Origin of the sequence: Paenibacillus sp. IHB B 3084, from assembly GCF_001447315.1 — a bacterium.
Classification (GTDB): Bacteria; Bacillota; Bacilli; order Paenibacillales; family Paenibacillaceae; genus Paenibacillus.
On sequence record NZ_CP013203.1, the window covers coordinates 2,699,652 to 2,726,492 of the forward strand.

The window sequence follows — 26,841 nt, forward strand, 5'->3', positions numbered from 1 at the left end:
TGGTACGGGGAAATCAGGCTTATTCGAGGAATTGGAGAGCATATGGCACAGCAAGGCTATGAGATATGGATTCTTCATTGCGCAGCGGATAACGATTCGTTGGACGGAGTAATTATAACCAATTTAAAAGCAGGAATCGTGGATGGAACGGCACCACATGCCATTGAGACCGAACTGCCTGAGACAGTCATCGTACACGTGGATGTAGAGCAGGCGGCCGATAGGCTTCAGTTGAATCTGCAGAAGCAAGAAATAGACAGCTTGACCGAGCAGATCTCTATATCCAGATTCACTCTAATACATATCGAATATTCCCCAATCTTGCCGTTACAGACTGCAAAAGCAATTTTTCGCTTAGATTTAATTGAAACGATGTATAGCAAAGGATCGCAGATGTTTGGCTGTCCCGCAAAGGATGTAAAGTTTTTCGGGTTAAATCTTTATTTTCACATGTAGCAAAAAATAACCATTAATTATTATAATTGTAAATGTAAGCGCTTATTTAATTGGAGGTATTAAACCTAATACGTGTGAGGAGGAGATTATATGTTGAGATTTAAAGTAGGCAAGTTGGTGAGCAGTTTAGCGTTGGCAAGTGTGTTGTTATCTTCTGTTCTGGTAAATCAGGCTGATGCTGGTCTGGCGAAGGGAAACAAATTCCTCGGGAATGTCATTGCCGGCAGTGTCCCTCCTAGTTACGGAACGTACTGGAATCAGGTGACGCCGGAGAATTCAACCAAGTGGGGCTCGGTTGAAGGCAGCCGTAACAACATGAACTGGTCTCAGGCGGATACCGCCTACAATTATGCCCGTAATAATGGCTTCACTTTCAAGTTTCACACCTTGGTATGGGGCGCCCAGGAGCCAGGATGGATTGGCGGACTGTCGGCTGCTGATCAGAAGGCGGAAGTGACTCAGTGGATTAAAGCTGCCGGTCAGCGCTATCCGAATGCGGCGTTTGTAGATGTGGTGAATGAGCCACTGCATCAGAAGCCGTCCTTCCGCAATGCGATTGGTGGTGACGGGTCGACCGGATGGGATTGGGTAATATGGTCGTTCCAACAGGCCAGACAAGCTTTTCCAAATGCCAAGCTGCTTATAAATGAATATGGAATTATCAACGACCCTTCATTAACCGACCAATATGTCAATATTATTAATCAGCTCAAGAGTAGAGGCCTGATTGACGGAATTGGCATTCAATGCCACCAGTTCAGCATGGACACTGTCTCAGTTAACACGATGAACACTGTACTGAACAAGTTAGCGGCAACAGGATTGCCAATCTATGTGTCGGAACTGGATATAACCGGTGATGACAATACCCAGCTTGCCAGATACAAGGAGAAATTCCCGGTATTATGGCAGCATTCCGCGGTGAAGGGAGTTACGTTCTGGGGATACATCCAGGGGCAAACCTGGATATCGAATACACATCTGCTTAATACGAACGGCTCGGAACGTCCCGCGCTCCAATGGTTGAGACAATATCTGGGCAGCTAGTGCCAATGGCGATGCCAAAAACCCCAGATGTGGAGTTTTGCTGAGCGGGGGAGACGTTTACTTGACTAAGTCTTTTGTAGAGCGACTTTAAAGCTTAAGCCTTGGGTGAAAAGATGTGCTCCCAAGGCTTTTTTCTTTTTAACCTATATGCACGAATACATAGAGCAAACTTTGCAGGACATGGTGAGGCAAAAGGTACACCAGAAACAGTTAGCTCAATCGTTTGAAAATGAGATAAAATATATAGTGGTCTAAGTAGAAAATATGCAAACCAGTCTTTTTTTGAAGGGTGTTCAAAGACCAGATTCCTGAAGGGAAACATGGACTTTTTTATGTGCAAATGCACAATCAATTTCGTCTGTTCTTCAATATTTTTCACCCTCCGCAATCGATATAATGAAAGCGTAATCAAAAATGGCCCGGGGGGTTAGACAGATGGAAGGATTGACGATCAGTTGGATAGGAGCTCTGGCAGGGCTGGCTATTGCAATTATTCTGATATTAAGAAGGCTGAATCCGGTTTACGCTTTATTTTTGGGAGCTATTGTAGGCGCTTTATTGGGCGGAGCCAATCTGGAGCAGACGATCAGCGTGTTAATAAACGGTACGCAAAGTGTGATGGGGACGGTCATTCGTGTGCTCGCCGCAGGTGTATTGGCAGGCGTAATGATGGAATCCGGGGCAGCGGAGACAATTGCGCAGGCTATTGTAAAGAAATTTGGCGGTAGCAAAGCGATTCTTGCACTAGCCTTGGCAACGATGATTATTACGGCGGTAGGCGTATTTATTCCCGTTGCAGTGCTAATTGTGGCACCGATTGCATTGTCTGTCGGTAACAAAATGGGGATTTCCAAGCTGGCGCTCCTGTTGGCTTTGTCTGGAGGCGGAAAAGCGGGGAACATCATCTCTCCCAATCCTAATACGATTGCGGCGGCACGCGGATTTAATCTGGATTTAAGCCACGTTATGTTGGCGGGTGTGGTTCCTGCGATATGCGGTTTAATTATGACTGTTTTGGTGGCATCTATGTTGAAAACCAAAGGTGTTAAGGTGTCCGATCAGGATATCATGGACAGTGATGTCGATACATCGAAATACCCGGCGTTGGGACGGGCGATTGTAGCCCCACTGGTGGCTGTTATTTTGCTGATGATTAACCCGATTGGTTCCATCTCCGGCATTGAAGCACTTTCGAGTTTCAAGGTGGACGCAATGTACATTTTGCCGATCGCCGGGATTGTGGGTATGCTGGCAATGGGGCAAGGGCGCAATATTTTGAAGTATTCGGCCTCCGGTTTGAATAAAATGACGGCGACCGTGCTGATTTTGATCGGTGCAGGCGGGATTGCGGGTCTGATCTCTGCCTCCAATTTGTCCGCTCAGGTGGTTGGCCTGATTGAAGCTTCGGGTGTTTCCGGTACCTTTTTGGCACCGCTTGCAGGTATTCTGATGGCAGCTGCCACGGCGTCCACCTCGACGGGCGTTATCTTGGCGACAGGCTCGTTTGGGGAAGCTATTCTGAATATGGGAACGGCCCCACTTGCTGCAGCTGTCATGGTGCATACAGGAGCTACAGTCATTGATTCTTTGCCGCAGGGCAACTATTTTCACGTCACGGCAGACAGCATGAAAATGAGCATTAAACAACGGATGGGATTGATTCCTTACGAAGCTATTGTGGGTGGAACGATGGCAATTGTAGCGACACTCATGTATGGATTTTTACTTTAATATTCACGATGGGGTGAGAAGATGAGAGAGAAAACATTTGTGCTGGCACCAGATTCTTTTAAAGAAAGCATGACGGCTAAAGAAGTATGTATCGCGATGGAGAAAGGACTGCGCAAGGTCTATCCGGTAGCGAATTATGTCCACGTACCTATGGCGGACGGCGGTGAAGGAACGGTGCAGTCACTGGTGGATGCGACAGGCGGGCAGATTCGTTATATCGAGGTGACAGGACCGCTTGGTGAACCTATAACTGCTGCATACGGCTTGCTGGGAGACGGCACCACGGCGGCAATCGAGATGGCATCCGCCAGTGGAATCCATCTGGTTAACAAGGATAACAAAAACCCGCTAAAGACAACAACCTACGGCACGGGTGAGTTAATCCGTGAATGTCTGAATCAGGGAATTCGAAAAATTATCATCGGCATTGGCGGAAGTGCGACAAATGATGGCGGTACAGGAATGGCTGAAGCGCTGGGTGCCAGATTTTTGGATGCAACAGGCAATACTCTTCCGCGCGGCGGCGGTAGTCTGGGCGAGCTGGCCAGTGTTGATATTTCATCACTGGATGGTCGCTTGCAGCAGGTACAACTGATTGTAGCCTGTGATGTGACAAATCCGCTGTGCGGAGCGCATGGGGCATCTTATGTATTCGGCCCGCAAAAAGGGGCAACCCCGGAAATGGTGCAACAATTGGATGCCAATCTTGCCCATTACGCGGATGTGGTGAAGCAGCAACTGGGCAAGGATGTACGCGATCTTCCGGGAGCGGGCGCAGCAGGAGGATTGGGTGCGGGGTTGCTGATTTTTACTCAGGCGGTACTGCAAAAAGGCATTGAAATTGTGATCGAATACACCGGATTAAAGCAGAAGCTGGCGAATGCGGATATCGTTTTTACGGGGGAGGGCGGTATTGATTTTCAGACCAAATTCGGTAAAACTCCTTATGGAGTAGCTCAGGCGGCAAAACAGTCTGGTAAAAAGGTCATTGCGGTCGCAGGTTACATTGGGGAAGGGATCGACACGTTGTACAAGGAAGGAATAGATGCGGTGTTCGGCATCGTGCCGGGAGCCTCGGAGTTGGGTAAGCTGCTGGCCGAAGGGCCGCAAAACGTAGAGCGTACGTGCGAGAATATCGCAAGAGTACTCCAATTCAGCGAGAAATGGACAGATTGAGAAGCGGGTTATAAACGTAAAACGGCATAATACAAATACGATATAATACGAGCGCTCGCCTGTAATCCCGAGCTTAGCCAAAGCCAGATTGACTGAGAAATTTGGGAGTGACGGCGAGCAGAAATATGTTATTTTTACCGAAAATTGATCTGGCATAATACAGCAGTTCATTGATACAGTGCCAATAAGCCGTGCGTAAGCTCAAAAAGTTGAAGGAGATTCCGGGGATCTTTACCCGTTAAGGTATGGATGCGCTTCAGGCGGTATTGCAGCGTATTTCGGTGAATATTTAATTCATCTGCGGTAAGGGAGACACTGCCGTTATGGTTAATAAAGCTTCGCAGCGTATCCAGCAAATCCACGGTATCTTCCAGCTTGCTAACCAGATAGATCGTGTTCGTCAGGTTCGTTTGACTCAATTTGACCAGAAATTCGACTTCCACAAAAGAAATTTTTTGCACAGGCGGGCGCAAAGCCAGTAAAACATTCATAGCTGACTTGGCTTGCATATAAACATCCGCAATGTTGTGCTCTTGTCTGCTGACCGTAATCAGCACATCGGGATGGCTGCACACAAGTGGCTCTAGCAGTTTGTCTGTCGGCTCCTGATTTTGTATTAGGATGAGATAGCAGTCTTCCTCCATACGAAAGGATGGATGCTGCATGAATATATTGGACAACTCGGCTAAATGAGCTGGATCAGCAGGCAGGTACTTTACATATACAGCCGAAGTTTTTAGAAGCAAATCAATGTGATATTGAGCTGCTTCTTTTTTTATTTTTTGCGTGTAGGCTCCCTGATGATTTAACAGCATTTCCAGCACAGATTTTTTGCGGTTGGCTTCGTGGGCCAGATGCTCCAATGAGATCCGCTGTTCAATCAGGAGAGACACCGTAGTTTTAACAATATTGCAAAAAGGACGCACTTCATCAGGAATGCCTGAAATACCAATGACACCAACTAACTCATGATGAATGACAATCGGTTCATTGGTTCCCTTTTTCTCATAGTGGCCGTCCTGCCACACTTCAACCATTTTCCCGGTTTCGAGCGCCTGAACAGCTCCTTGGTGAATGGTTCCGATTCGTTCACTCTCGCCGCTGCCCATGATAATGCCTCGTTCATTCATAATATTGATATTGTATGGAATATCCTTCATCATTTTGTCTACGATGTCTTGGGCTTGTTTTTCGGAGAGCTGAAACAAATCAGGATTCCTCCTTTATCTATAGTGATATAGTGTATTTTAATGTACCACCTTTATGAAAGGGTTTTCAATTTATTGTGCATCTGAACAATATGATAAGGCAGGTCGCCGAGCATGTCAGTCCATTTTATCATAGGTGTGAAATTGCAGCGTATTATGATAATCCATTAGACGATGTCATATATTTTAGTATTGAGTTGTAATCTACGGAGGAGAGTGTAGTTGTACGCAAAAAAACAGGGCTCTAAGGAAGCACCTGCTTTATGTGTCTTATCCTTTTTATTGCCAGCCACGCAGTCTAATGATGAACCTCGCGGAAGCTATAGGTAATGTCGTGTAGTTCTTTCTTTAAACGGCCGTCTTTAGACGCTGGTGCATATCCAAGCACCTGGTAGTAATTCTTTTCGGTCTCAATAATCGCTACATGGGTGACATATTTGTCCACATCTTTTTTACCTTTAATCACAAACTCAAGGGCAGGATATCCATGAATGGTTGTGTTAGAGACAGGTCCTACACTGGACAGGTTCCACTCTTTGGTTAAGTTATTTTCAGCTTTCTTACCATACTGTTGAAGAGTTATATTGCCCAATTGTTTTTTCGAGTGGGATAGTACCACAACGGACTTTTGGATGTACGGATTGAATATCGCTATCTCTGCTTTTCCTTCACGGTCTGGGTCTGTTGACCAGTCCAATGGGGCCGTGATTTGAAATCGTCCATCTTTACTTACATAGCTTTGCTCTTTCTTGTTCACTGGAGCTTCAGGAGGCACGTAATTGTTTGCCAGTATAAAAATAGCATTTACAAACGAGGCTCCCAAGATCACCATTGCAGTAAAAAATATAAAGAGCGAACGTTGCATTGTCTTTTTGCTAATCGGCTCTAAATCCCGTACCTTTACAACATATGTACCCGCAGCTAAATCACCAATTCGTTGTCTTGATGCAGTTACTAACACACTGATACCAGCAGGTATCCCACCCATTAGCAATGGATTGGTGTCTATTAGCCTGAGCAGCGTACGAATGAGTGATTTAAGAAAACCAGGAGGCTTTCCTTCCCCGTTAACCACCTTAATACGAAAAACGAACTTACCAAGCGTATAGCCTGTGTAACCTTCCAAAAGCAAATAATAGCTGAAGAAAGCAATAAGCAGAATACAACGGGATGCGATCGCTAAAGGCAAAAACCATCTATCCGTTATTTGAATGACAGAAATAAAAAAACAAATATACCCGATTAAAAAAATATGAAATCAAAAACCGTTGCTCCCCACCGTCTAAACAGAGTAGAATTCCCGTACGTTTTTGATATTTCGGCCATTCTATTGGTGTCTGTCCCATAATTTTGACCATGCCGAATGTACATCTGTCTTGATGAAGTTTCCTGCGGATTGTGTGATACGTGCTGTTCGTCCAAAAAATACACCTCTTCTTAATAATTAAAAACACACTCCTTATATTAACGGTCATTTTACAATCCATGTTTAGGAAAACATTCTATAAACAAAGAAATTATTATAAATATCCCTTCCTCTCATTGAACTGCATTCAGGCGCTAGTAGAGCCAGAGAATGCACAATCCTTGCGTTTGCTTGAAAAAGCAGGCTTTCGGCAAGAAGGGCTCCTCTCCCAATATGAATTTACGTTAGGGAAATATGATGATCTTTACATGTGCGCATTGGTCAAATCAGAGTATATCAATCGTTCTCAGAAATGATAGATGTAGGTGAATCAAGCAAGGAGCATGGATAGGAAGAAGGTTGATCATTGTACAACATGATCAACCTTCAGCGGCATACACATTTCATATTGCTCTATGGGGTTTTTCGAGAGACCTATTTTTTGGATAAAGCCTTCAAGAGAGTCATTGTCGGACAGACAAATGTACACCTTCTCAATCTTGTGGATCTCTGCTGCTCTATGAAGGAGGGCGCGTCCTAATCTTTGGTTGCGATGCTTAGGATCGACCCAAAGAAAGTTGATTTTACCCTGAGCACTCATGCTCACCATGCCGAGACACGTTTGATTCACTTCGTAGATGCCGAGAAAAGCTTCCTGTGTACTGGTGGCGTAATAAGGTGTGTCACTTTGCCAATGGATGTGGCAGTTGGTGAGGGTCTTACGAAAAGCTGCGACGTCATCAAATGTAACTTCCTTAAGAATATACGAAGATGAGAGGGCAGCGGGTGGGGCGGAGGGCAGAGTGCCGTTGTAGTATTTCAGCGTATAGCGTGGCTGATAGCCTTGCTTTTCATATAATTTGACGGCCCGATGATTATCCTTGATGACTTCGAGCCATAGCTGCTGGCAGTCCGCGGAGATGGCTGTTTGTTTATGTAATTCCAGCAACTTGTTGCTAATCCCCTGACCACGGTAAGCCGGAGCGACGCATAGCGTACCGCAACGCATGGTCTTGTACCCGTCGAACTGCCGGACACCGCCGAGAATTAAGCCGATCGGTTGATTCTCATCCATGGCAAGGAAAGAGTGATTCCGTGTATTACCCTCTGGACCAAAAAAACGTGCTGCGAAATCGTCCTGAACCGTGGTCAGCCGAATGGAATAATCCGAGAACCCAAGCAAAAATGCTTGAAATATGTGTTCCATGCTGACATCATTGCATCTCATATAGGTGATCACTGTTATTCCTCCTGAAAATCCAGTATATTTGGATTGTCTTATTATACACTCCTTATGTTGTTGTAAGGTTACAATTAGTATCGCTTAGCTATACTTAAAGTCAACACAAAACCAGCAAAAATATAACTCGAAATGCCCTGGACATTCTTTATTTTGGAAGATGGGAGAATGGAATGAATAAAAGGCAAATGGAAATTTTACGCATGTTGTTAACTGAACCGGACCGGTTGTGGTTAGCGCAGGATCTGGCGGATCTCACCGACTGCTCTGAAAAGACGATCCGTAACGATCTGAAATTAATTGAAGATTATATCGTCAAGCATTCTGATGCCAATCTGGTGAGAAGGCCGGGACGCGGCATTTATCTGGAGATGGGTGAAGCGGATCAGAATGAATTGTTCCATCGACTGTATGCGGATGAGAGTACAGCCCAACACGAGTCCGATGAGGAAAGGGTGCTGCATCTCGCCTATCGGCTCTTGATGAATGCCAAGCCTGTGACCATCCAGGATCTAGCTTCACAGTATTATGTGAACAAGACGGTGATCCGTAAAGATATGGAGAAGATTGATGGCTGGCTGCACAGCTTTGATCTAGCCTTGATTACCAAGCAGCGCGTAGGCTTGACCATTCAAGGCTCTGAGAAAAATAAGCGAATCGCATTGGCGCGGATGAACCAGCTGATTGACAGTCCTGAGTTAACAGGACAGATGATGCGCAAACAGTTTGAATCGCACGAGATTACAACCATAAATCATGAATTAAAAGCATTTCAAAAACGCCATGAGCTCAGCTTTACTGACGAGGCTTTCGAAGCTCTAATGCTGCATATCCTCTTAATGGTCAAACGAACCAAGATGGGACAACCCATTTCTCTCTCCAAGCAGGACATTGCCTTTTTGCAGGAGAAACGCGAATTTACATGGGCTACGTCTTTTTTGCAGCAGTTGCAAAAGTTGTTTGCCGTGCCTTTTTCCAAGGAAGAGACGGCGTATTTAACTCTGCACCTGCTTAGCGGGAAGTTCCGTTACCAGCAGGAGGAAAGAAGGGGAAGACAAGGCGAGCTGGCAGATAGCCACCCGCTTTTGCCTGAGTTGATTGAGCAGTTAGTCCGGCGGATGTCCGAGCTGAATATGATTGCCTTTTCCAAGGACAAGATGTTGCTGAAAGGGTTGAATGTCCATTTATATACGACCCTGAACCGTCTTCAATATGGGTTGACCGTGTCCAATCCTATGCTGGCCGAGATCAAGAAGATGTACCCCTACATGTTCGACCGGGTTATTATTACACTGGAAGAGGTGGGGAAGTGGATCCGGCTATCATTCCCCGAGGAGGAAGCGGCGTATTTAACGCTGCATTTTCAGGCTTCTGTGGAGCGATTGCACCAGAAAGAGAGTCATCCCCAGAGAGCCATCATCGTGTGTCACATGGGCATCGGTATGTCCCAACTGCTGCGCACCAAGGTGGAACGTAAATTTCCGGCTGTACATGTGGAGACAACCCTTTCCAAAGCAGAAGTCCAGGACTATCTGGCAGCCCAGGAGGTGGATCTCGTCATTACAACCGTAGATCTCCCAGAGATGAACGTTCCGCACATTCTCGTCTCTCCATTGCTGGATGCCAAGGACGAGCGTCGACTGGAGCAAGTGATCCGACGACTGGATGAGCCGGAACAGAGGACGGCAGATGAATCTGTATTTTTTAAATATACAACACCTTTTTTGGTCTTTCCCCAGCAGGAAGTGCAGCATCCAGAACAATTGATCTCCAAGCTGGCGCAAATACTGGAGGACAAAGGATATGTTGAGCCCGGTTACAGCGTACTGGCGCGAGAAAAAATGTCTGCTACGACGATTGGGGGAGGCATAGCCATCCCGCATGGCGGTTCTGAGTGGATAAGGCAGTCCTCTATTGTAATCGCTACCTTGAAGCAGCCGCTTACCTGGGGAACCGAGAAAGTAGAGCTTGTGTTCTTGCTTGCGGTTAAACAGGATGGGCGGGAAGAAATGCGCCAGTTATTCAAGGAATTGTCCCTGATCAGTGAGCAACCTGCTTTGGTTCATGCCTTATCTAAGGAGACCGATGCGATGAGATTATTAGGGAAAATGAAGGGATAAACTAAAATCAAAAGAAGCTGTGCTCTGGAGCAGGACTTATAGATAAGTCCTGTTTTTTGTCGGTATAATTCCGTTTTTCCGAAAGTTCCGGTAAAAAGTTCGTCCGATAACAGCAAGATAGGCGTTTATACTATCAATGTAAGCGGAAACACTAGAGAGAAGGGGAATGACTATGAAGATATTGGCGATTACCTCATGTCCTAACGGAATTGCACATACGTATATGGCAGCTGAGAATCTGCAAAAGGCAGCAGCAAAGCTGGGCATCGAGATGAAGGTCGAGACACAAGGCTCCATTGGAGTCGAAAATCAACTGACCGAGCAGGAAATCCGTGAGGCAGATGGCATTATTATTGCAGCGGATAAAACGGTGGTTAAAGACCGCTTCGTCGGTAAGAAACTGCTGGTCGTTGGCGTACAGGATGGCATTCGCCGTCCGGAAGAATTGATCCAGCGGGTGATGAAGGGTAATGTACCTGTGTACCAAGCAGAGTCACGTTCTGCCGAAGCTAGCTCACAGGAGAACAAACCGAAACAAAATCCCATTTACCGCCACTTGATGAACGGTGTATCCTATATGGTACCCTTCATCGTCATTGGGGGATTGCTCATTGCCATTGCGTTGACGATTGGCGGTGAGAAGACACCAGGCGGTCTGGTTATACCGGACGGTTCTTTCTGGAAGACGGTTCAGAATATCGGTTCGGCTTCGTTTACCTTTATGATACCGATCCTCGCCGGATTTATCGCGATGAGCATTGCGGATAGACCGGGGCTTGCACCGGGTATGATTGGCGGATTCATTGCTGCGAACGGTAGCTTTTATGGAAGTGAGGCGGGGGCTGGATTTATTGGCGGGATTATCGCTGGTTTCCTGGCGGGTTATGTTGCACTTGGGATTCGGAAAATTAAAGTTGGCCGAGCATTACAGCCGATTATGCCTATTATTATTATCCCTGTATTGGCATCGCTAATTGTTGGATTAATCTTTGTCTTTGTGATTGGTGCTCCAGTCGCACAATTGTTTGAAGCTTTAACGGGTTGGCTTGCAGGTATGCAAGGTACAAGTTCAATTCTACTGGCATTGATTCTAGGTGCGATGATCTCCTTCGATATGGGTGGACCTGTGAACAAAGTCGCTTTCTTATTCGGTTCGGCCATGATTGGCGAAGGGAATTATGAAATTATGGGGCCAATCGCCGTTGCGATTTGTATTCCGCCGATTGGGAGGGGACTTGCAGCGATGATCAACAAACGTAAATTTGCACCTGCGGAACGCGAGGCTGGGAAGGCAACATTCACGATGGGGTTGTTCGGTATTACCGAAGGTGCGATTCCATTCGCGGCACAAGATCCACTGCGTGTTATTCCCAGTATCATGGTAGGTTCCATGGTCGGTTCTGTCATCGCCATGTTGGGAAATGTAGGTGATAAGGTAGCTCATGGTGGACCGATTGTAGCTGTACTTGGTGCAGTGGACCATGTGCTTATGTTCTTCATCGCCGTTATTGTCGGCGTAGCCGTATCGGTTGTCCTGGTGAGCTTGCTGAAAAAAGATATTGCAGCAACTGTAACTTCGGATGTTGCTGGGGAAGCGATGCCCGGACATTCTACCGCAGGAGCTGGACAATCTGCGATTACTACAACGGCCGCTGCGGAGTCATCTGCTTCAACAACCGTTACAAATAACGGGCCAGCCGTGTCTCCGCAAGCCATTCACATTGAGAAACTGACGGATATTGTAACGATGGATCTGATTAATTTGGATCTGGAAGGAACGACACGAGATGCTGTGGTTGATGAAATGATCGGAGCACTTGAGAGAACTGGAGCCGTAAGCTCTGCCAGTGATTTCAAACAGGCGATATTAGCCAGAGAGGAAGAAGGCTCCACAGGCATTGGAATGAATATTGCCATTCCTCATGGCAAATCGGAAGCTGTCCTGAAGCCAAGCGTGGTCTTCGGCATCAAGCAGGGCGGTGTTGACTGGAATAGTGCAGACGGAAGTGAAGCAAAACTGATCTTCATGATTGCCGTACCGCGCAACAGCAAGGAAAATGCGCATCTGAAAGTGCTGCAAATGTTATCGCGTAAGCTGATGGACGATCATTTCCGAGAGGCGCTTCTGGCAGCTACAACGAAGGAAGAAGCATATCAATTGCTGGATCGGGTGCATTAATTCAATGCGCTAAGAACTTGAATCAAAGAAGTGGGGCTCCCGAAGTTTCAGCCGGGAGCCTCTTTTTTTGAGAAAGTCTTTGCGTGAGTCAGCGGCGTTCACCGCGTGACATGAGCATGATGCCCAGAAACACAAAGCCTGCACCAGCTAGATGAGCAAATGAGAAGGATTCACGGAGGATGATATAGGACAGCAACAGTGAACTGACGGGAATACAACCCGTGTATACAGCTGCTGTACTAGCCGATACCCTTGACACGCCCCGAAACCATAATACGTAGGCTAATGCTGTGACAAAGATACCATAATATAAGACAAGCCCAATCTCCCCTGCTCCAACGTGGTTAAAGTTGAACTGTCGGGCCTCCCCGAAGGAACAACCCAGAAACATGAAGAATGAAAAGAGTGTTATATACATGGTTCCAAGCAGGGAAGAGACATGGCTGGATAGCATCTTGCGTAACACTGTCAGTGCCGCTTCTCCGAACACAGCAGACAGAACAAGCAGCATGCCAATGAACGAGGTTGCGTTGGGAGCATTGAACCAGAGCGCCGATATGTGAGGTACTTGCAGTGCCAAAACACCGAGCAGTGAACAGGCGATCCCGAGACCGGGGCGTAGCGTAATCTTTTCTCTCAGCAGTACATACGAAAGAAGTGCAACGATAGCTGGGGTCAAGCTTGTTAAAATTCCACTTTCGGAAGCAGAGGCGTAGGCCAGCCCGTACAGCATTAGGACGCGGAAGAGAAACATGCCGATCAGAGCCTGAATGAACAGGATTAATGCATCCCGTTTGCTGATCCTTAGTGAATATTTCTTGATGAATACAATGGGTACCAAGAACAGAAGGGCAACGGCCAGACTGGCAGATTGCGATAAAAAAACAGGCAGCCGCATCACGACCAGTTTACCGACTACTACAGAACTGCCGACAATGGAGGTTGCGATCACTAATTCCATGTAAGTCGAAAAGGTTGGTTTGTTCATTTCATCTCACCTCTTGTACAGATATTGATATATACTGTAGCAATAGAAACTGGGCACTTGTAGATCCAGTTGAAGAGGTTTTTGACAGTACCGCTTGAGGGGGGCAACCTATGTGGTTATCTATCGATAAGAATGTGACAGTTCCGATGCTGCGTCAGGTGTATCAAGCGATACGGGACCGTATTTTAGCCGGAGAACTGCATGCAGGATATAAACTTCCTTCGACCCGGGTGCTGGCCTTACAGTTGAACGTTTCCCGGAATGTTATCCTCGAAGCTTATGAAATGCTGCTAGCCGAAGGCTTAGCCATTGCGCGCTCGGGTTCAGGTACCTATGTAGCCGAGGGGGCCGTTCTTCCAGGTTATGTATCCGCACCGCCTATCGAGGCGTCTGCGTCTGCAATGAATACTTCATATTCAAATGAGGTGTCGGTAATATCCTTCCGGACAGGCCTCCCCGCATTGGAATTGTTCCCGCGCAAATCATGGGCCGACTTGCTTCAGAGCGTATGCAAAGAGGCTCCTGATCTGGCACTGGGTTATGGCGACCCTGCTGGAGAGCCTGAGTTACGAAGGGAGCTGGCCGACTATTTGGTTCACACCAGAGGAGTGAAAGCCAGACCGGAACATATTGTAATCACTAGCGGAGCAGTACAAGCGATTCAGCTTGTCACCCGTCTGTTACTGTCAGCTGGAGACGAAGCTCTGGTAGAGGAACCGACAAATGAAGATTTAAAAAGCATTCTGTCGGCTACAGGGGCCACACTGCGGAGCATACCTGTTGATGATTTGGGAGTTATAACAGCCGATCTGCCGCAAAAGAGCCACCCCAAGCTGGCATATCTTACACCCTCGCACCAGTTCCCGCTGGGAGGTATCTTGCCGATCCAAAGGCGGATCGAGCTTATCCAGTATGCGGCCCGGACAGGATGCCTGCTGCTCGAAGATGATTATGACAGTGAGTTCCGGTATGACGGGGCGCCCGTCCACTCCTTGCAGAGTCTGGATCCAGAACGGGTGTTATATGTCGGGACGTTTAGCAAAATTTTGTTCCCCGCACTGCGGATCGGCTATATTGTTCTTCCCCCGTCACGAGTCGCTGATTTTATCCGTTTAAAGCAACTGGCGGATTACCAGACGGCGAGCCTGGAGCAAATTGTGTTGAGTCGGTATATCAGGAAGCGACTCCTTCATAAGCATGTACATAAGATGAAAAAAGTGTACGCCAAGCGTCGTCAGGTCCTGCTTGATAGCCTGGAGCAGCATTTTACAGGGCAATACCGGGTATGTGGCCGATCGGCTGGTTTACATTTGGTAGCAGAGTTTCAGTTCCCACTCCGAGAGAATTTGCTAGAACATCTCCGTAGCGAAAATGTATTTGCGGCACAGCTCGAAGGGAATCGACTGCTAATGGGCTACGGGCATCTAAAGGAAAACGAAATTCGTGAAGGGGTTAGCAGGATTAGGAATGCCCTGCAACGGTAGTACACGCAAAAGCAGCCTATCCTTAAGTGAGGATAGGCTGCTTTTTTCATAACAAGATATCGTGTTCTATGGTCACCTATTCATAAGAGGTTTGAGCCATGTAATCGCTACATAAAGTCAAAAAAATAACGGATCACGTGAAAAAAGACGGGCGAGGTGTAGGTCAAGCTATCCACCCGGCTTAAGTAGCTTTTTTTCAAAGCATCGAACTTATCGTCATCGCCGATTAATAAATCTCGCTTCAGCACGGAAACCGTTAAGCTGCCGAAGAAACCGCTCAAGCTGATCAGCATGCCGAAAATAATTCCAAATTTCGGGTCAAACGGCGTCAGGTAGGGATAGATGAGATAGGAAGCCGCTATAGTTACGGGAAAAGCGAATGCAAAGCCTTCCCAAGTTATATTGGGATTGGATGTCGGGACGATTTTTCGCTTTCCGAAATAGAGTGATGCTAGATAGTGTACGACATCATTGAGCTGCGTCAGTACCACTAGAAAAAGTACAAGTTTCGCTCCGTATTGCGGCGTAGCAAACTGAAAATAGGCCAGATGACTCAACCCGAAAACCATCAGCATGAGTCCCCATTGGGTCGAGCTGACACTGCGCAAAAAACCAACCGTTCCTTTGTTAATCAATCGCGGGAGCGGTAGCAGCAAGAATACATAGATAGGGATAAAGACAATAAACATTCCGTACCACCCGATATAAATCCAATAAAATTGTACGGGAATCGCCAAGTACGCCCATAGAAACAATCTGCGATCAGCTTTTCTGGATCTAATCATGGAAAAGTATTCTTTTAGCGCAAAAAAGGTGAGTGCCATCAGGGAAAGCAGTGAAACGATCGGATTGAAAAGTGTTGCCAAGCAAAAGATAAAGAACATACCCCACCATGTCTTGATGCGAAGCCCAATAGCTGCATAGTCTTTGTCTGGCTGTGTTTTGACTACTACTATGTAAATTAGATGGATGACCAATAAGGCTGTAAAAATAAGAATTAACGTTAATAGCGAACTGTCCATTACCACTCACCAACTTATCGCGAAATAGGGTTCCATTAGGGTTCCTATGTTATTATGAAGGAATAATTCAAACTTGATAAGGGGAAATTTCGTAAATGGTAGCAGATCAGTCCGTCTTTATCTTGCTTACGAATACGGGAACGTTTCTTACGAGAGTCATTAAAAGCTATACGAGGGCGCCATACAATCATGCCTCCATTTCCTTCAACCGGGAACTTTCGGAGTTATACAGCTTCGGGAGAAAGACCCCCAACAACCCGCTGGATGGTGGTTTCGTGAAAGAGGATATTAAGACAGGTACATACAGCAGATTTCCGAATACAACATGTGTCATCTACGAGCTTCAAGTAACCGAGCGTGAAGTCGAAAAAATGAAACGGGTCCTACACGTCTTTATCCGAAGTCGTCAAAAATATATGTATAACTTACTGGGTTTGATTGGTATTGCACTCAAAGAACCAGTCGAGTTCAGCAATTCCTATTTTTGTTCGCAGTTCGTCGCAGAAATTTTACAGCGATCCGGCATAAAAATATGGAACAAGTTGCCCGCTCTTATTACGCCGGACGATTTTCGGCAAAGCGACCGACTGCATTTGATTTATGAAGGAAAATTGAGCGAGTATGATCCTCAAGCTTGAGGACCAGCACCGCATTACTTAGACCTCTTCCGGCACAATCACCTCAATATGACGTGGTAAAATCCGAAGCTCGATGGGTAAAGACGGCCCTGCCTCCCCATCTACATTCGTACTGACCGATTCTGCGGAGCTGACACTTACATGCTTTGCGGTAAAGTAAACTACATCCTTATGATCTTTCAGGCTGCCGAACAATAAAGATAGGCTGGCCGTCACAGTATTCAATATATTGAGGTTTTTGAAAATAAAGCAGTGAAGCAGACCATCGTCAACAGCAGCATCGGGCGCCAGTTTTTCGAATCCGCCGACCGAGTTGGTTAAAGCAGCGAGAAAGAGAGGGGATTCCCCTTCCCAGGTCTGTTCATCATAACGTATGACGAGAGGGTGGGCAGCATTGCCGATGAGTTCTTTAATTCCTTCTTTTAAGTAGGCAAAAGCGCCAAGCTTGGACTTATCGTCGGACGATACGGAAGACAGCGATTCAGCGAGTGAGCCTGCGGCAACAATGTTGGCAAACAATTGGTCGTTTAATCGGCTCAAATCTACTGTTTTTACGCTGGAAGAAGTGAGTGTACGGATCGCCTGCTCGGGGTTCAGCGGAATTTGTAAGGCACGGGCAAAATCATTGACCGTCCCAAGGGGGACAACACCCAGCTTAGGGCGGTGGTCTTGATCCATAAGGCCGTTGATCGTTTCGTGAAGTGTGCCATCCCCGCCGATGGACACGACCAGGTCATAGCCTTCCTCGCACGCCGTGGTGCAAAACCGCGTAGCGTCCAGTTTTTTTGCCGTCTCCTTGATCGTAACGTCGTATCCTTTGTCACGTAGAATGTCTTCTACGTTTCTGACATGTTCGACTGCCTCCTCTTTTCCAGAAGAAGGATTTACAATAATCATGGCTTGCTTCATACACATGTTCCTCTCTATATGAGAAAGTTTGGATTACTAACCCTTACCCGAAAAGCAGACCTTTTGACTCCAAATTAGACAATCGTCATATTTATAGTTACTATAGAAAGGTAAATAAAATCTGAATGGAGGATTTCATATGAAAATCGCATTAACAGGAGCAACCGGGCAACTGGGTTCCATCGTGGTAGAGGCGTTGCTTGCATCCGTATCGGCAGAAGACCTTATTGTTAGCGTGAGAAATCCGGAAAAAGCAGAAAACTTGCGTGCCCGTGGCGTTGACGTTCGTCATGGCGACTTTGATAAACCGGAGACGCTGGACCAAGCGTTTGCTGGTGTAGACCGACTGCTGATTATATCCGCAGAAGGCGATAATGATACGAGAATTCGCCAGCATAAGGCTGCTGTGGATGCTGCTGTACGTGCGGGAGTAGGCTTCATCGCTTATACCAGCGCTGCCAATGCGGCCGACAGCACTTTGTTCCTTGCACCTGTACATCGTATAACGGAAGAGTTCATTCGCGAATCGGGCATCCCTTACTCTTTCCTGCGCAATAACTGGTATCTTGAAAATGAAGCAGGCACGATTCAATCCGTGCTGGCCGGGGCTCCCTGGCTGACCTCAGCAGGTTCCGGTAAAGTAGGTTGGGCTGCCCGTGCAGATTATGCGCAAGCGGCGGCAATCGTATTATCCGGCGAAGGGCATGAAAACACAATATATGAGCTTTCCGGCAAGCCGATTACCCAAGAAGAGTTTGCGGCGATTCTTGCTGAGGTGCTGGGTAAGGATGTGCCTGTACAGCAGGTAGACGATACTGCGTATGCCGACATTATGCTTGGTGCGGGCGTACCGGAAGCCGCAATCCCTATTGTGGTCGGTATTCAAAAAGCCATTCGCGAAGGAGCTTTGGATGTTGTAAGCAACGATTTCGAGAAGCTTCTGAAACGCCCGCTTACGCCGCTTAGCCAAGGAATTCGTGAGCTGGTTGAGCAAACAAAGGTATAAACGTGCCGTAGAGTACATTTTCAATATATGATTCTGCTCATGATGAAGGATGCTACCTAACGAGGCGGGCATCCTTTTTCAATCATCATCATCATTTCAAAAGGAAAGGAAAATCCTAAACTAATTTCCTCTATTAGTGGAATCGTTGCTGATTATCCAATATACTTGTAAGGAACTCCAAGGAGGGCTTGGAGCAAGGTTTGTTTCATAGGATGATCACAGGTGTAGAATTGATAATGAATGGAGTACATACAAATATGTCTAATTTGCCAAATTGCCCGGAATGTAATTCAGAATACACGTACGAGGATCGGAGTCTTTTCATTTGCCCGGAATGCGCTCATGAGTGGTCTTCCGATTCAGAAGCAGCAAATAACGAAGATGTAAAAGTCATCAAAGATGCCAATGGTAACGTTCTGCAGGACGGTGATTCTGTAACCGTCATTAAAGACCTTAAAGTCAAAGGAAGCTCATCCGTCCTGAAAATCGGCACAAAAGTAAAGAATATCCGTCTGGTGGAAGGCGACCATGATATTGATTGCAAAATTGATGGCTTCGGAGCGATGAAATTAAAATCCGAGTTTGTGAAAAAGAACTAAAATGTAAAAAAGGAGAAGCCGAGGGCTTCTCCTTTTTTATGTTTATAATGGTGCTAACCATACGGTTCCTGTTCCCCTGTACACATTGACCAGCCCTTCGCCGGAAGCAGCCGAGCCCATTTTGGTTTTTCCGGATTTTTCGACGGTGAACTGTAAGGTATTGGACCACATGAGGGCAAAGTTACCATCCACCTTCAGCACATCGTTTTGCAATTCTATAACGACCGCTTCCTCGGAAGGGATTGGCGCTTGAAGTGCCAGAACTCCTTTTCCGCGGGCGCTTAAATTAAATAACCCTTCTCCACCCAGTGCGGCAGAGGAAAGATTACTACGTGCAACGACGGATATGTCTAGCGTCGTGTCACAAGCCAAAAACAAGCCGTCTTCGATGGCAATGTGATCATTGTCGACATCAATAAGCCAAATGTAACTATAAGTAGGTTCCAGCATAATCGTACCTGTGCCTTTATAGAGAGGTTTGATGGCACTTGTTCCCGTTACAGCACCGGACACCAAATTTCGCATTAAGCCCCCTACGCCTTTTACGCCGGTAGTCATCTCCATACTGCCCACCGTATATTGCATGGCGCCCGCCTTCATCATGATTTCACTATTGTTGATTTCGATCATGAGCTGCTTGCGGCGCATGTTACTTTTGCTCATATAGTAATTGGCTTCCGCAGCCGCAACCGAGGTGCAGCTTAAATCCGAGATGTATTCCAATACGGTAAATCCACCTAATTGGTCTGCGATGGCAACATTGCTGTTATCCTTTAGGTTATTGATGACAAAAGCCATGGATGTATGAGCCCCCTTGTTGTATTCACGCTGTGAGGATTGAGATCTCTTTTATTCCATAAAATATTCGACAGAAAGATATCGTTTCCTGCGGAAAATCCTCAGGTTCTCTTAAGCCGGTTCCATATTTAGAAAGCAGAGCTTGAAAAAGTTATAAAAAAGTTCAAAATAAAGATATCGGTTTTTAAAATGGTTTGCTTACAAAGCAGCCGATGGGAACGAGACATTGAAGTAGGGGGTAGGGCAAGTGGAGATAGGTATCAGCACATTTGTAGAAACAACGCCGGATACACAAACGGGTGAGGTCATCAGTCATGCGCAACGAATACGTGAAGTTGTCGAGGAGATTGTGCTTGCAGATCGGGTAGGGCTGGATGTATATGGCGTGGGAGAGCATCATCGTAAAGATTATGCGGCATCTGCTCCTGCGGTAATACTAGCTGCTGCTGCTTCGCAGACCCAGCGGATTCGGCTGACCAGCGCGGTCACAGTACTTTCCTCAGATGATCCGGTGCGTGTATTTCAGGATTTTGCTACGCTGGATGGTATCTCGAATGGACGGGCTGAAATCATGGCAGGCAGGGGTTCTTTTATCGAATCCTTCCCGCTGTTTGGCTATGATTTAGATAACTATGACGAACTGTTTGATGAAAAACTCGAACTGTTGTTGAAAATACGGGATTCGGAAAAAGTCACCTGGAAAGGTGGACATCGGCCTGCGATCAATAATCTGGGCGTGTATCCACGTCCGGTTCAGGACCCGTTGCCCGTATGGATTGGTAGCGGAGGCAATCAGGAATCTGTGGTTCGCGCGGGCTTGCTTGGGTTACCATTGGTTCTGGCGATTATTGGCGGTAGTCCTGTGCAGTTTGCGCCGCTTGTGGAGCTGTATAAAAAAGCGGCTGCGCACGCAGGGCACGACGCATCATTACTTCCGGTTGCATCACACTCCCATGGTTTTATCGCAGAAAATACCGAGCTTGCAGCCGACAAGTTTTTCCCTTCCACCCAGCAGAGTATGAATGTGCTTGGGCGGGAGCGTGGATGGGGACCTTACACTCGTTCCAGCTTTGATTCCGCGCGTAGCTTTGAAGGGGCGCTGTATGTAGGCGATCCCGATACGGTTGCCAAGAAAATCATTCACCTGCGCAAGCAGGTAGGCATTACACGCTTTCTATTGCACGTACCTGTAGGCACGATGCCGCACGAGGATGTCATGAGAGCCATTGAGCTATTGGGAACAGAGGTAGCCCCACGGGTTCGCGAGGAAATATCCAAATGGGAAGCCGAGAGTAAATAAGTGGATTTACTCAATAGATATAAGAGAAAGGAGCAGACCCATGGGGATGGGGTCGCTCCTTTTTTTGGTTCTAAAATAATCTGTATGTGCGTGCTTGAAAAGGTAATTCTTTAGCTTGGCTTAGCTAGCCTGTTTTGCGAAATGCCCAATTATTTATTTGGTCCGTTTTTTATGCGCGATGCGTTTTTGCAATAGAGGTTTCCCTTGTTTTAGTTTCTTAGGTGTTGCAGGGACTCTGCGTAAAGGTTTTTCTTGTGTTGCTTTTGAAGGCAGTGTCATGCGGAGAGTGGATGATTCAGGTTTTCTTTGACTACTGCTCGTTATAAAGTTGATGGTGTAGTTCAAGACGAACGGACTAACTGCGATTCTCCGCAGTCCCACGCTTCTACAAGTGGTACAGCCTGTATCCCAGCACCAATCGAAGGCCGTCTCAGGAACTTGAGTGAAGTATGAACCCCGCCATTGGCGTCCAAAATCATCTTCAGCGTAATAAAAGAACGTATTGCCTCCTGCGAAGCCGCTCCACACCTGGATAGTCTGTCCGGGGTTAACACGGTACCAGCCTGCTTTAGAGTAGTTAACAGGACTACAGCTGAAGTCCGGGTAGGCAAAGACTACAAAGATAGCCGCATTGGTACTGTTGCGAAAATTGAGACCCATTTGTCGTCACTTCTTTCCTCATATAGTAATCTTACAGAGTATTCTATGAGAGTTTTGAAAGAAGGAAACGGACAGGAGTCTCCTAATCGCTAAAATTGAACCATTTGCTGATGTCTATTTTGTTATGTTCATTCATAGATCGCCATTCGTTTGATTCTGGTTGATAGGTATAATCTTTTTGCCAGGTCATGATGTTTTCCACGATTGCCCGTATGGAAGAGGCGATATAGGAGACTTCCTGATTCGTCATCATGGGATGGAGGGACAGGCGCACCCAGCCGGGTTTTCTCGATAGGTCTCCCGCATGGATGAGGTCTGACATCTCATTAGAGGTTTGTTGGTCGATACCCAGCAAACAGTGTCCATACGTTCCTGCACAGGAGCAGCCGCCGCGGACCTGGATTCCGAACCGATCATTCAGTAATTTTACGATCAGATTGTAGTGGATATGGTCAACAACGAAAGAAACGATTCCGAGTCGTTCTTGGCTTCTTCCACCTAAAACGTGCAGGCCTGGTATTTTATCCAACCCGTTTAACAATAACGACGTTAGTTCATTTTCGCGCTCCAACATGCGCTTTTGTCCCATCTGTTCTTTTAGCCGAATGCAGAGTGCCGTTCGAATGGCCTGTAGAAAAGCAGGAGTCCCCCCATCCTCGCGTGCTTCGATATTGTCTTTATATTCGTACCCACCCCAAGGATTGGTCCAGCTTACCGTACCGCCTCCAGGCTGATCCGGGGCATGGTTGAGGCTTAGTTTCGAATCCATAATGAGAACACCGCTTGTTCCGGGGCCGCCGAGAAATTTGTGGGGAGAAAATACAATAGCATCCAATCTTTCAAGCGGCTCTGCGGGATGCATGTTGATCGCGGCATAAGGAGCGTTTGCAGAAAAATCAATGAAACACACCCCGCCATGCTCATGCATTTTGCGGGATAGCTGATAAATCGGCGGCTCAAACCCCGTAACATTGGAACAGGCTGTAAAAGCGCCGATCTTGGTAGGGCGATGACGGAATTGAAGCAGCAAACGTTCCAGATTTGCCGGATCAACGGTACCACTGGGACCGGGAGGAATGCACACGACGTCTCCAATCGTTTCAGCCCAGGAGATATGATTCGAGTGATGCTCCATATGGGTGACAAAAATAACGGGACGTTCTTTTTCAGCGATAGGGTAGTGATGCTTTAATTTTTCATGTATTTTCAATCCCAGCATGCGTTGAAGCTTATTTATTGCCCCTGTCATACCGGACCCGGCAAACAGAATGATGTCTTGTTCGTTGGCATGAACGTGGTTCTTAATGATTCGCTTTGCCTCTTCGTAGGCTTGGGTCATCAGGGTACCTGTCAAATTAGACTCCGTATGGGTATTCGCCACAAAAGGACCGAGATGGTTAGCTATTTTGGACTCAATAGGTCCATACAGACGACCGCTGGCAGCCCAATCCGCATACACCAGCTTTTTTGACCCGTATGGAGATTCAAAGGTTTGACGATATCCAATCGTACCTTCCCGATACCGTGCGAAATAAGCCTCGCCAGAAGGCTGGTACGCACTATTGTTGCTTCCGATCCGAGCCTTGAGCATACTGCGGCGCCTCCCACGTGGTTCTGTCGTTCTAGGGTACGTAGGAAGACCCGAATGGGTTAAGAAAAATAGGCGAATGTCATCATTTTGTCAAAATAAAAGCCTCATCCGAGAGTCGGACAAGGCGTGAGTTACAGCTTATATGAACAGCTGCATATCGGATTCGAGCGCGTCTTTGAGATACGTTTTAGCCTCGATAATTTCTAGTTCAGGTATGAATTCTTCGGGTTTAAAACCCATAATGTCCACCGATAGCTTGCAGGCATAAAATTTGACGTTCTTTTTCCGTGCCCCCTTCAAGAAATGAATCAGCTTCGGGGCTTCGTTATCTTCGATCATTTCCGTCAGCATCAGCTTGCCCAGACCGCTAAAATTCATTTTGGACAACGGCAACTCCTCAGGTCCTTTTGGAGTCATCCAGCCCATAATTTTTTCATAAATCGTCTTGTCCTCAAGCGTCATTTTATCAGGATCACGAACCAGAAATAATCCCCAGAACGCAAAAAACATCGTCACGTCCACTTCCAATTCCCGAGCCGTATTCGCCAAAATCAGTCCAGCCATCGCCTTATCATAATCCCCGCTGAACATGAGCAGGTTCATCTTTTTGTCCACTACCTTCCGCCTCCATTACCAACAGATATATTCAGTATGGATTTGGAAATGAGAAGTATGCCCAGTTCACATATTGCTCACAATTGGAGGGCAACTATCGTAAGAAGGAATGAATGTCAAATCGTTTTGCCAACTTATTAAAAGCATCTTTAACCAAGCAGTATAGCGAAGAACCGATCTTACTTTACCTCCTTTCAGTAACACTGTAAAATGCACAGTATGCATATTTATGTCTTATACCCACCCAAAGGAGAGTGTAACTTATGAGTGAAAGCTGTGTTCCTACTGGTGTGATGCTAAAAGATACTGGGTTCGGATATACGTTGTCCTTAATAGGCGGTAAATATAAAATGATCATTTTGTATTGTCTATCTGAAAATAGGGTTATGCGGCATAATGAGCTGAAGCGAAGGATCGGTACCATTTCTTTTAAAACGCTAAGCATCATGTTGAAAGAACTGGAGGCAGATGGCCTGATCATACGCAAAGAATTTCCCCAAGTCCCTCCAAAAGTTGAATATTCATTATCTGAACGCGGTCTTTCTCTCATTCCATTGTTAAATATGATGTGCGAGTGGGGAGAGAATAACAGTTCGCCAGCTCTGGAGGCTATACAGCGGTAGGCATATCTATTTAGTCTAATTCAAAAAGAAGTATCTCCTAAACAAGGAAATACTTCTTTTTTGTAGCTTTAATAAAGCTACCTATTACAGGTTGTCCACAAAATTCAAATAATCTTTCGCGCTATTTTCCAAATGGGGTGTAACCAGCTCATTTTCTTTGCCAGGCTCATTTTCACCAGGTTCGCTTTCTATACCATAAAACGCAAAAAACGAACGATAATCCGCATTGCAGTATAGCAATGTAGTTTCAAAAGGAGATAATAAATGTTCAAGCGTATAGCGGTATCTTCCCTCTTCGCTGTAATCTTCTTTTTTGATTCCGGCAGATACAGCCAAGCCGACTTTACGATTCTTTAATTTATCCCCTCCATTTGAACCATATGCCCAACCATAAGCAAAAACATCGTCAAGCCACTTTTTAAGAAGTGGCGGACAATTAAACCAATAGACCGGGAACTGTAAAACAAGATTACGATGTGATTCAATTAATTGCTGTTCTTTTTCCACATCAATGTTGCCGTCAGGGTAAATGTTATACAATTCGTGTACAGTATACTTTTCAGAATATTTTTTGAGTTCTTCTACCCATCGCTTATTAATCACGGAATTTTCTATGTTTGGGTGCGATACGATAATGAGAGTTTTCAATGATTTGCCCTCCTTGAATATGATTTACTTCTAGAGTATAGAGTACGCAATGCAAATAAGTAAGTATGCACTTTTAGTACAGGTACTTACATAAAGGTTAGTGTCAATTCAGTTTTGTATATTTTTTAGCCTACAGATTTATAGAATACTATTATTTTTGCTGGGCGGTTGGTATGGGGTGTTATAGGCATAATGCGACTAAAATACATGACCGGATAAAGCCATGTCTTCTCGGTTATATGCGTGTATTCCATACCATTCATTTAAAGTGACCGTTACCAATGTCATATCTCCCAGCCATCCTGATTCTGTATAATCTCAAGGGAATTCAAGACACAAGCCTGAGATCGGGAGGGTCATGGAAGTGACTACAGAGAATAAATATAAATCGCTTGAACTGGAAAAGCCGGGTATCTACGAGTTGGAGGGGCTGGAAGTTGGGGTCACCTCCAATTGTAATTTCAAATGCGATTATTGCTGCGCATACCAGCGTAATGATGGACAATGCATCAGCAGTAAAGAAGTGATACGCATCATCGATGAAATTCCCACCTTAAAGCGCGTGCGGCTGTCCGGGGGAGAGGTGACCTTGAAGTATCAGGATTGTCTGGACATTGTGGCTCACTGTTCGAGCAAGGGAATCGCTACCCAGCTCAACACTAATGCCAGCTTGCTCAGTCCTGAACGGATTGAGAGGTTGCGTGACGCGGGACTTTCCAACATCCATATCTCCTTCAACTTCACGGACCCCGAAAAATATGCGGCATATTATCATGTTCATCCTCGCATGTATGAGACAATCGCCCAGAATATTCGGTTATGTACCGAAGCCAAGCTGGAAACGGTGCTGGAGACTTTGTTATTTGCCGAGACGCAGAACAACATGCCGGCAATCAGCGAGAAAGTATATGAACTCGGTGTACGCATTCATGAAATCCAAAATAGCATCGTGATGGATCATACCAACTGGAACGCTATCTCCACCAAGGAAGCACTCGTCCGTTCCGTTCATGACTTGATCGCACATAAAAAGGAAGACACCGCGCTGTATTTCACTTGTATGGATCGCTTTGCAGAAGCTTTAGGCTTCAAGGAGCAGCCGGGTGTTTACTTTTCAAACTGCGTGGATGGTAAAAAGCAGCTTCATCTTCACGGGAATGGTGATATTCTGATCTGTGAACTGTGCCACCCCGTGGTCATCGGCAACATTTACGACGGAACCTCTCTAAAAGACATTTACACCCATAAACCCAAGCCGCTTCAGGATTTTCTCGACAAACTGCCTTGTCCTGCATACGATGCGCTTTTTCCAATAGGGATCTGAGAGAGGAAAGATGTAAATAACGGAGTGGTTGCCCTTAAAAGCGGCTATTGCTAAATAGCAGGGATGTTACAGCA

24 protein-coding genes are annotated in these 26,841 nt (G+C 46.2%); 13 read left to right on the forward strand and 11 right to left on the reverse strand.

What is annotated here, in order from left to right; translation table 11 throughout:
* Positions 1 to 42: 42 nt before the first annotated feature.
* From ASL14_RS12660 to ASL14_RS12675, 4 genes are all read left to right on the forward strand, one after another.
* The gene (locus tag ASL14_RS12660; RefSeq protein ID WP_134911826.1) at positions 43 to 456 is read left to right on the forward strand and encodes a hypothetical protein; all 414 of its coding nucleotides are present in this window, start codon (positions 43 to 45) and stop codon (positions 454 to 456) included.
* Between the two features lie 90 nt (positions 457 to 546).
* Positions 547 to 1,503 (forward strand): endo-1,4-beta-xylanase, encoded by a 957-nt coding sequence (locus ASL14_RS12665; protein WP_134911827.1) that lies wholly within the window; start codon positions 547 to 549, stop codon positions 1,501 to 1,503.
* Positions 1,504 to 1,938: 435 nt separating this feature from the next.
* Positions 1,939 to 3,234, forward strand: coding sequence for a GntP family permease (locus ASL14_RS12670; protein WP_134911828.1), 1,296 nt, complete (start codon positions 1,939 to 1,941; stop codon positions 3,232 to 3,234).
* Positions 3,235 to 3,255: 21 nt separating this feature from the next.
* The gene (locus tag ASL14_RS12675) at positions 3,256 to 4,410 is read left to right on the forward strand and encodes a glycerate kinase family protein (RefSeq protein ID WP_134911829.1); all 1,155 of its coding nucleotides are present in this window, start codon (positions 3,256 to 3,258) and stop codon (positions 4,408 to 4,410) included.
* A gap of 167 nt (positions 4,411 to 4,577) precedes the next feature.
* On the opposite strand, the gene ASL14_RS12680 is transcribed toward ASL14_RS12675, so the two are convergent.
* From ASL14_RS12680 to ASL14_RS12695, 3 genes are all read right to left on the reverse strand, one after another.
* Entirely contained in the window at positions 4,578 to 5,618 is a 1,041-nt protein-coding gene (locus ASL14_RS12680; protein WP_134911830.1) for a CdaR family transcriptional regulator, read from the reverse strand.
* Between the two features lie 298 nt (positions 5,619 to 5,916).
* The gene (locus tag ASL14_RS12685) at positions 5,917 to 6,807 is read right to left on the reverse strand and encodes an RDD family protein (protein ID WP_237171629.1); all 891 of its coding nucleotides are present in this window, start codon (positions 6,805 to 6,807) and stop codon (positions 5,917 to 5,919) included.
* 580 nt (positions 6,808 to 7,387) lie between these two features.
* Entirely contained in the window at positions 7,388 to 8,263 is an 876-nt protein-coding gene (locus tag ASL14_RS12695; RefSeq protein WP_134911831.1) for a GNAT family N-acetyltransferase, read from the reverse strand.
* Between the two features lie 173 nt (positions 8,264 to 8,436).
* Between ASL14_RS12695 and ASL14_RS12700 the strand changes: the two genes are divergently transcribed.
* Together ASL14_RS12700 and ASL14_RS12705 are read left to right on the forward strand one after the other, a co-directional pair.
* Positions 8,437 to 10,383, forward strand: a complete 1,947-nt coding sequence (locus tag ASL14_RS12700) for a BglG family transcription antiterminator (protein WP_134911832.1) — start codon at positions 8,437 to 8,439, stop codon at positions 10,381 to 10,383.
* 172 nt (positions 10,384 to 10,555) lie between these two features.
* Entirely contained in the window at positions 10,556 to 12,562 is a 2,007-nt protein-coding gene (locus ASL14_RS12705) for a PTS fructose transporter subunit IIABC (RefSeq protein ID WP_134911833.1), read from the forward strand.
* Positions 12,563 to 12,650: 88 nt separating this feature from the next.
* On the opposite strand, the gene ASL14_RS12710 is transcribed toward ASL14_RS12705, so the two are convergent.
* On the reverse strand, positions 12,651 to 13,550 hold the full coding sequence (locus ASL14_RS12710; protein WP_134911834.1) for a DMT family transporter: 900 nt from the start codon (positions 13,548 to 13,550) through the stop codon (positions 12,651 to 12,653).
* Between the two features lie 110 nt (positions 13,551 to 13,660).
* Between ASL14_RS12710 and pdxR the strand changes: the two genes are divergently transcribed.
* Positions 13,661 to 15,034 (forward strand): MocR-like pyridoxine biosynthesis transcription factor PdxR, encoded by a 1,374-nt coding sequence (pdxR, locus tag ASL14_RS12715; RefSeq protein ID WP_134911835.1) that lies wholly within the window; start codon positions 13,661 to 13,663, stop codon positions 15,032 to 15,034.
* Positions 15,035 to 15,141: 107 nt separating this feature from the next.
* On the opposite strand, the gene ASL14_RS12720 is transcribed toward pdxR, so the two are convergent.
* On the reverse strand, positions 15,142 to 16,056 hold the full coding sequence (locus ASL14_RS12720; protein WP_134911836.1) for a phosphatidate cytidylyltransferase: 915 nt from the start codon (positions 16,054 to 16,056) through the stop codon (positions 15,142 to 15,144).
* Positions 16,057 to 16,151: 95 nt separating this feature from the next.
* Between ASL14_RS12720 and ASL14_RS12725 the strand changes: the two genes are divergently transcribed.
* The gene (locus ASL14_RS12725; protein WP_134911837.1) at positions 16,152 to 16,694 is read left to right on the forward strand and encodes a C40 family peptidase; all 543 of its coding nucleotides are present in this window, start codon (positions 16,152 to 16,154) and stop codon (positions 16,692 to 16,694) included.
* An 18-nt stretch (positions 16,695 to 16,712) separates the two neighbouring features.
* Here ASL14_RS12725 and ASL14_RS12730 read toward each other — a convergent pair whose 3' ends face one another.
* Entirely contained in the window at positions 16,713 to 17,603 is an 891-nt protein-coding gene (locus ASL14_RS12730) for a diacylglycerol/lipid kinase family protein (RefSeq protein ID WP_134911838.1), read from the reverse strand.
* 139 nt (positions 17,604 to 17,742) lie between these two features.
* Between ASL14_RS12730 and ASL14_RS12735 the strand changes: the two genes are divergently transcribed.
* Both ASL14_RS12735 and ASL14_RS12740 read left to right on the forward strand, forming a co-directional pair.
* The gene (locus tag ASL14_RS12735; RefSeq protein WP_134911839.1) at positions 17,743 to 18,609 is read left to right on the forward strand and encodes an SDR family oxidoreductase; all 867 of its coding nucleotides are present in this window, start codon (positions 17,743 to 17,745) and stop codon (positions 18,607 to 18,609) included.
* 257 nt (positions 18,610 to 18,866) lie between these two features.
* Positions 18,867 to 19,208, forward strand: a complete 342-nt coding sequence (locus ASL14_RS12740; RefSeq protein WP_044648825.1) for a zinc ribbon domain-containing protein YjdM — start codon at positions 18,867 to 18,869, stop codon at positions 19,206 to 19,208.
* 42 nt (positions 19,209 to 19,250) lie between these two features.
* On the opposite strand, the gene ASL14_RS12745 is transcribed toward ASL14_RS12740, so the two are convergent.
* On the reverse strand, positions 19,251 to 20,006 hold the full coding sequence (locus tag ASL14_RS12745) for an AIM24 family protein (RefSeq protein ID WP_134911840.1): 756 nt from the start codon (positions 20,004 to 20,006) through the stop codon (positions 19,251 to 19,253).
* Positions 20,007 to 20,253: 247 nt separating this feature from the next.
* Between ASL14_RS12745 and ASL14_RS12750 the strand changes: the two genes are divergently transcribed.
* The gene (locus ASL14_RS12750) at positions 20,254 to 21,306 is read left to right on the forward strand and encodes an LLM class flavin-dependent oxidoreductase (protein ID WP_134911841.1); all 1,053 of its coding nucleotides are present in this window, start codon (positions 20,254 to 20,256) and stop codon (positions 21,304 to 21,306) included.
* A gap of 153 nt (positions 21,307 to 21,459) precedes the next feature.
* Here the strand turns inward: ASL14_RS12750 and ASL14_RS12755 are convergent, their stop codons facing one another.
* The 3 genes from ASL14_RS12755 to ASL14_RS12765 all read right to left on the reverse strand — a co-directional run bounded on the left by ASL14_RS12755 (position 21,460) and on the right by ASL14_RS12765 (position 24,172).
* Positions 21,460 to 21,966, reverse strand: a complete 507-nt coding sequence (locus tag ASL14_RS12755) for a DUF1036 domain-containing protein (protein ID WP_134911842.1) — start codon at positions 21,964 to 21,966, stop codon at positions 21,460 to 21,462.
* An 82-nt stretch (positions 21,967 to 22,048) separates the two neighbouring features.
* Positions 22,049 to 23,557, reverse strand: coding sequence for an aminotransferase class V-fold PLP-dependent enzyme (locus ASL14_RS12760; RefSeq protein WP_134911843.1), 1,509 nt, complete (start codon positions 23,555 to 23,557; stop codon positions 22,049 to 22,051).
* Positions 23,558 to 23,695: 138 nt separating this feature from the next.
* Positions 23,696 to 24,172 (reverse strand): DsrE/DsrF/DrsH-like family protein, encoded by a 477-nt coding sequence (locus ASL14_RS12765; RefSeq protein WP_134911844.1) that lies wholly within the window; start codon positions 24,170 to 24,172, stop codon positions 23,696 to 23,698.
* A gap of 263 nt (positions 24,173 to 24,435) precedes the next feature.
* On the opposite strand from ASL14_RS12765, the gene ASL14_RS12770 reads away from it, so the two are divergent.
* Positions 24,436 to 24,795, forward strand: coding sequence for a winged helix-turn-helix transcriptional regulator (locus ASL14_RS12770; protein ID WP_134911845.1), 360 nt, complete (start codon positions 24,436 to 24,438; stop codon positions 24,793 to 24,795).
* An 84-nt stretch (positions 24,796 to 24,879) separates the two neighbouring features.
* Here ASL14_RS12770 and ASL14_RS12775 read toward each other — a convergent pair whose 3' ends face one another.
* A complete protein-coding gene (locus tag ASL14_RS12775) occupies positions 24,880 to 25,443 on the reverse strand; it encodes an NAD(P)H-dependent oxidoreductase (RefSeq protein ID WP_134911846.1) in 564 nt (187 codons plus the stop codon).
* Between the two features lie 364 nt (positions 25,444 to 25,807).
* Between ASL14_RS12775 and ASL14_RS12780 the strand changes: the two genes are divergently transcribed.
* Complete coding sequence (locus tag ASL14_RS12780) at positions 25,808 to 26,767, forward strand: radical SAM protein (RefSeq protein WP_134911847.1); 960 nt, start codon at positions 25,808 to 25,810, stop codon at positions 26,765 to 26,767.
* The last annotated feature ends 74 nt before the right edge of the window (positions 26,768 to 26,841 follow it).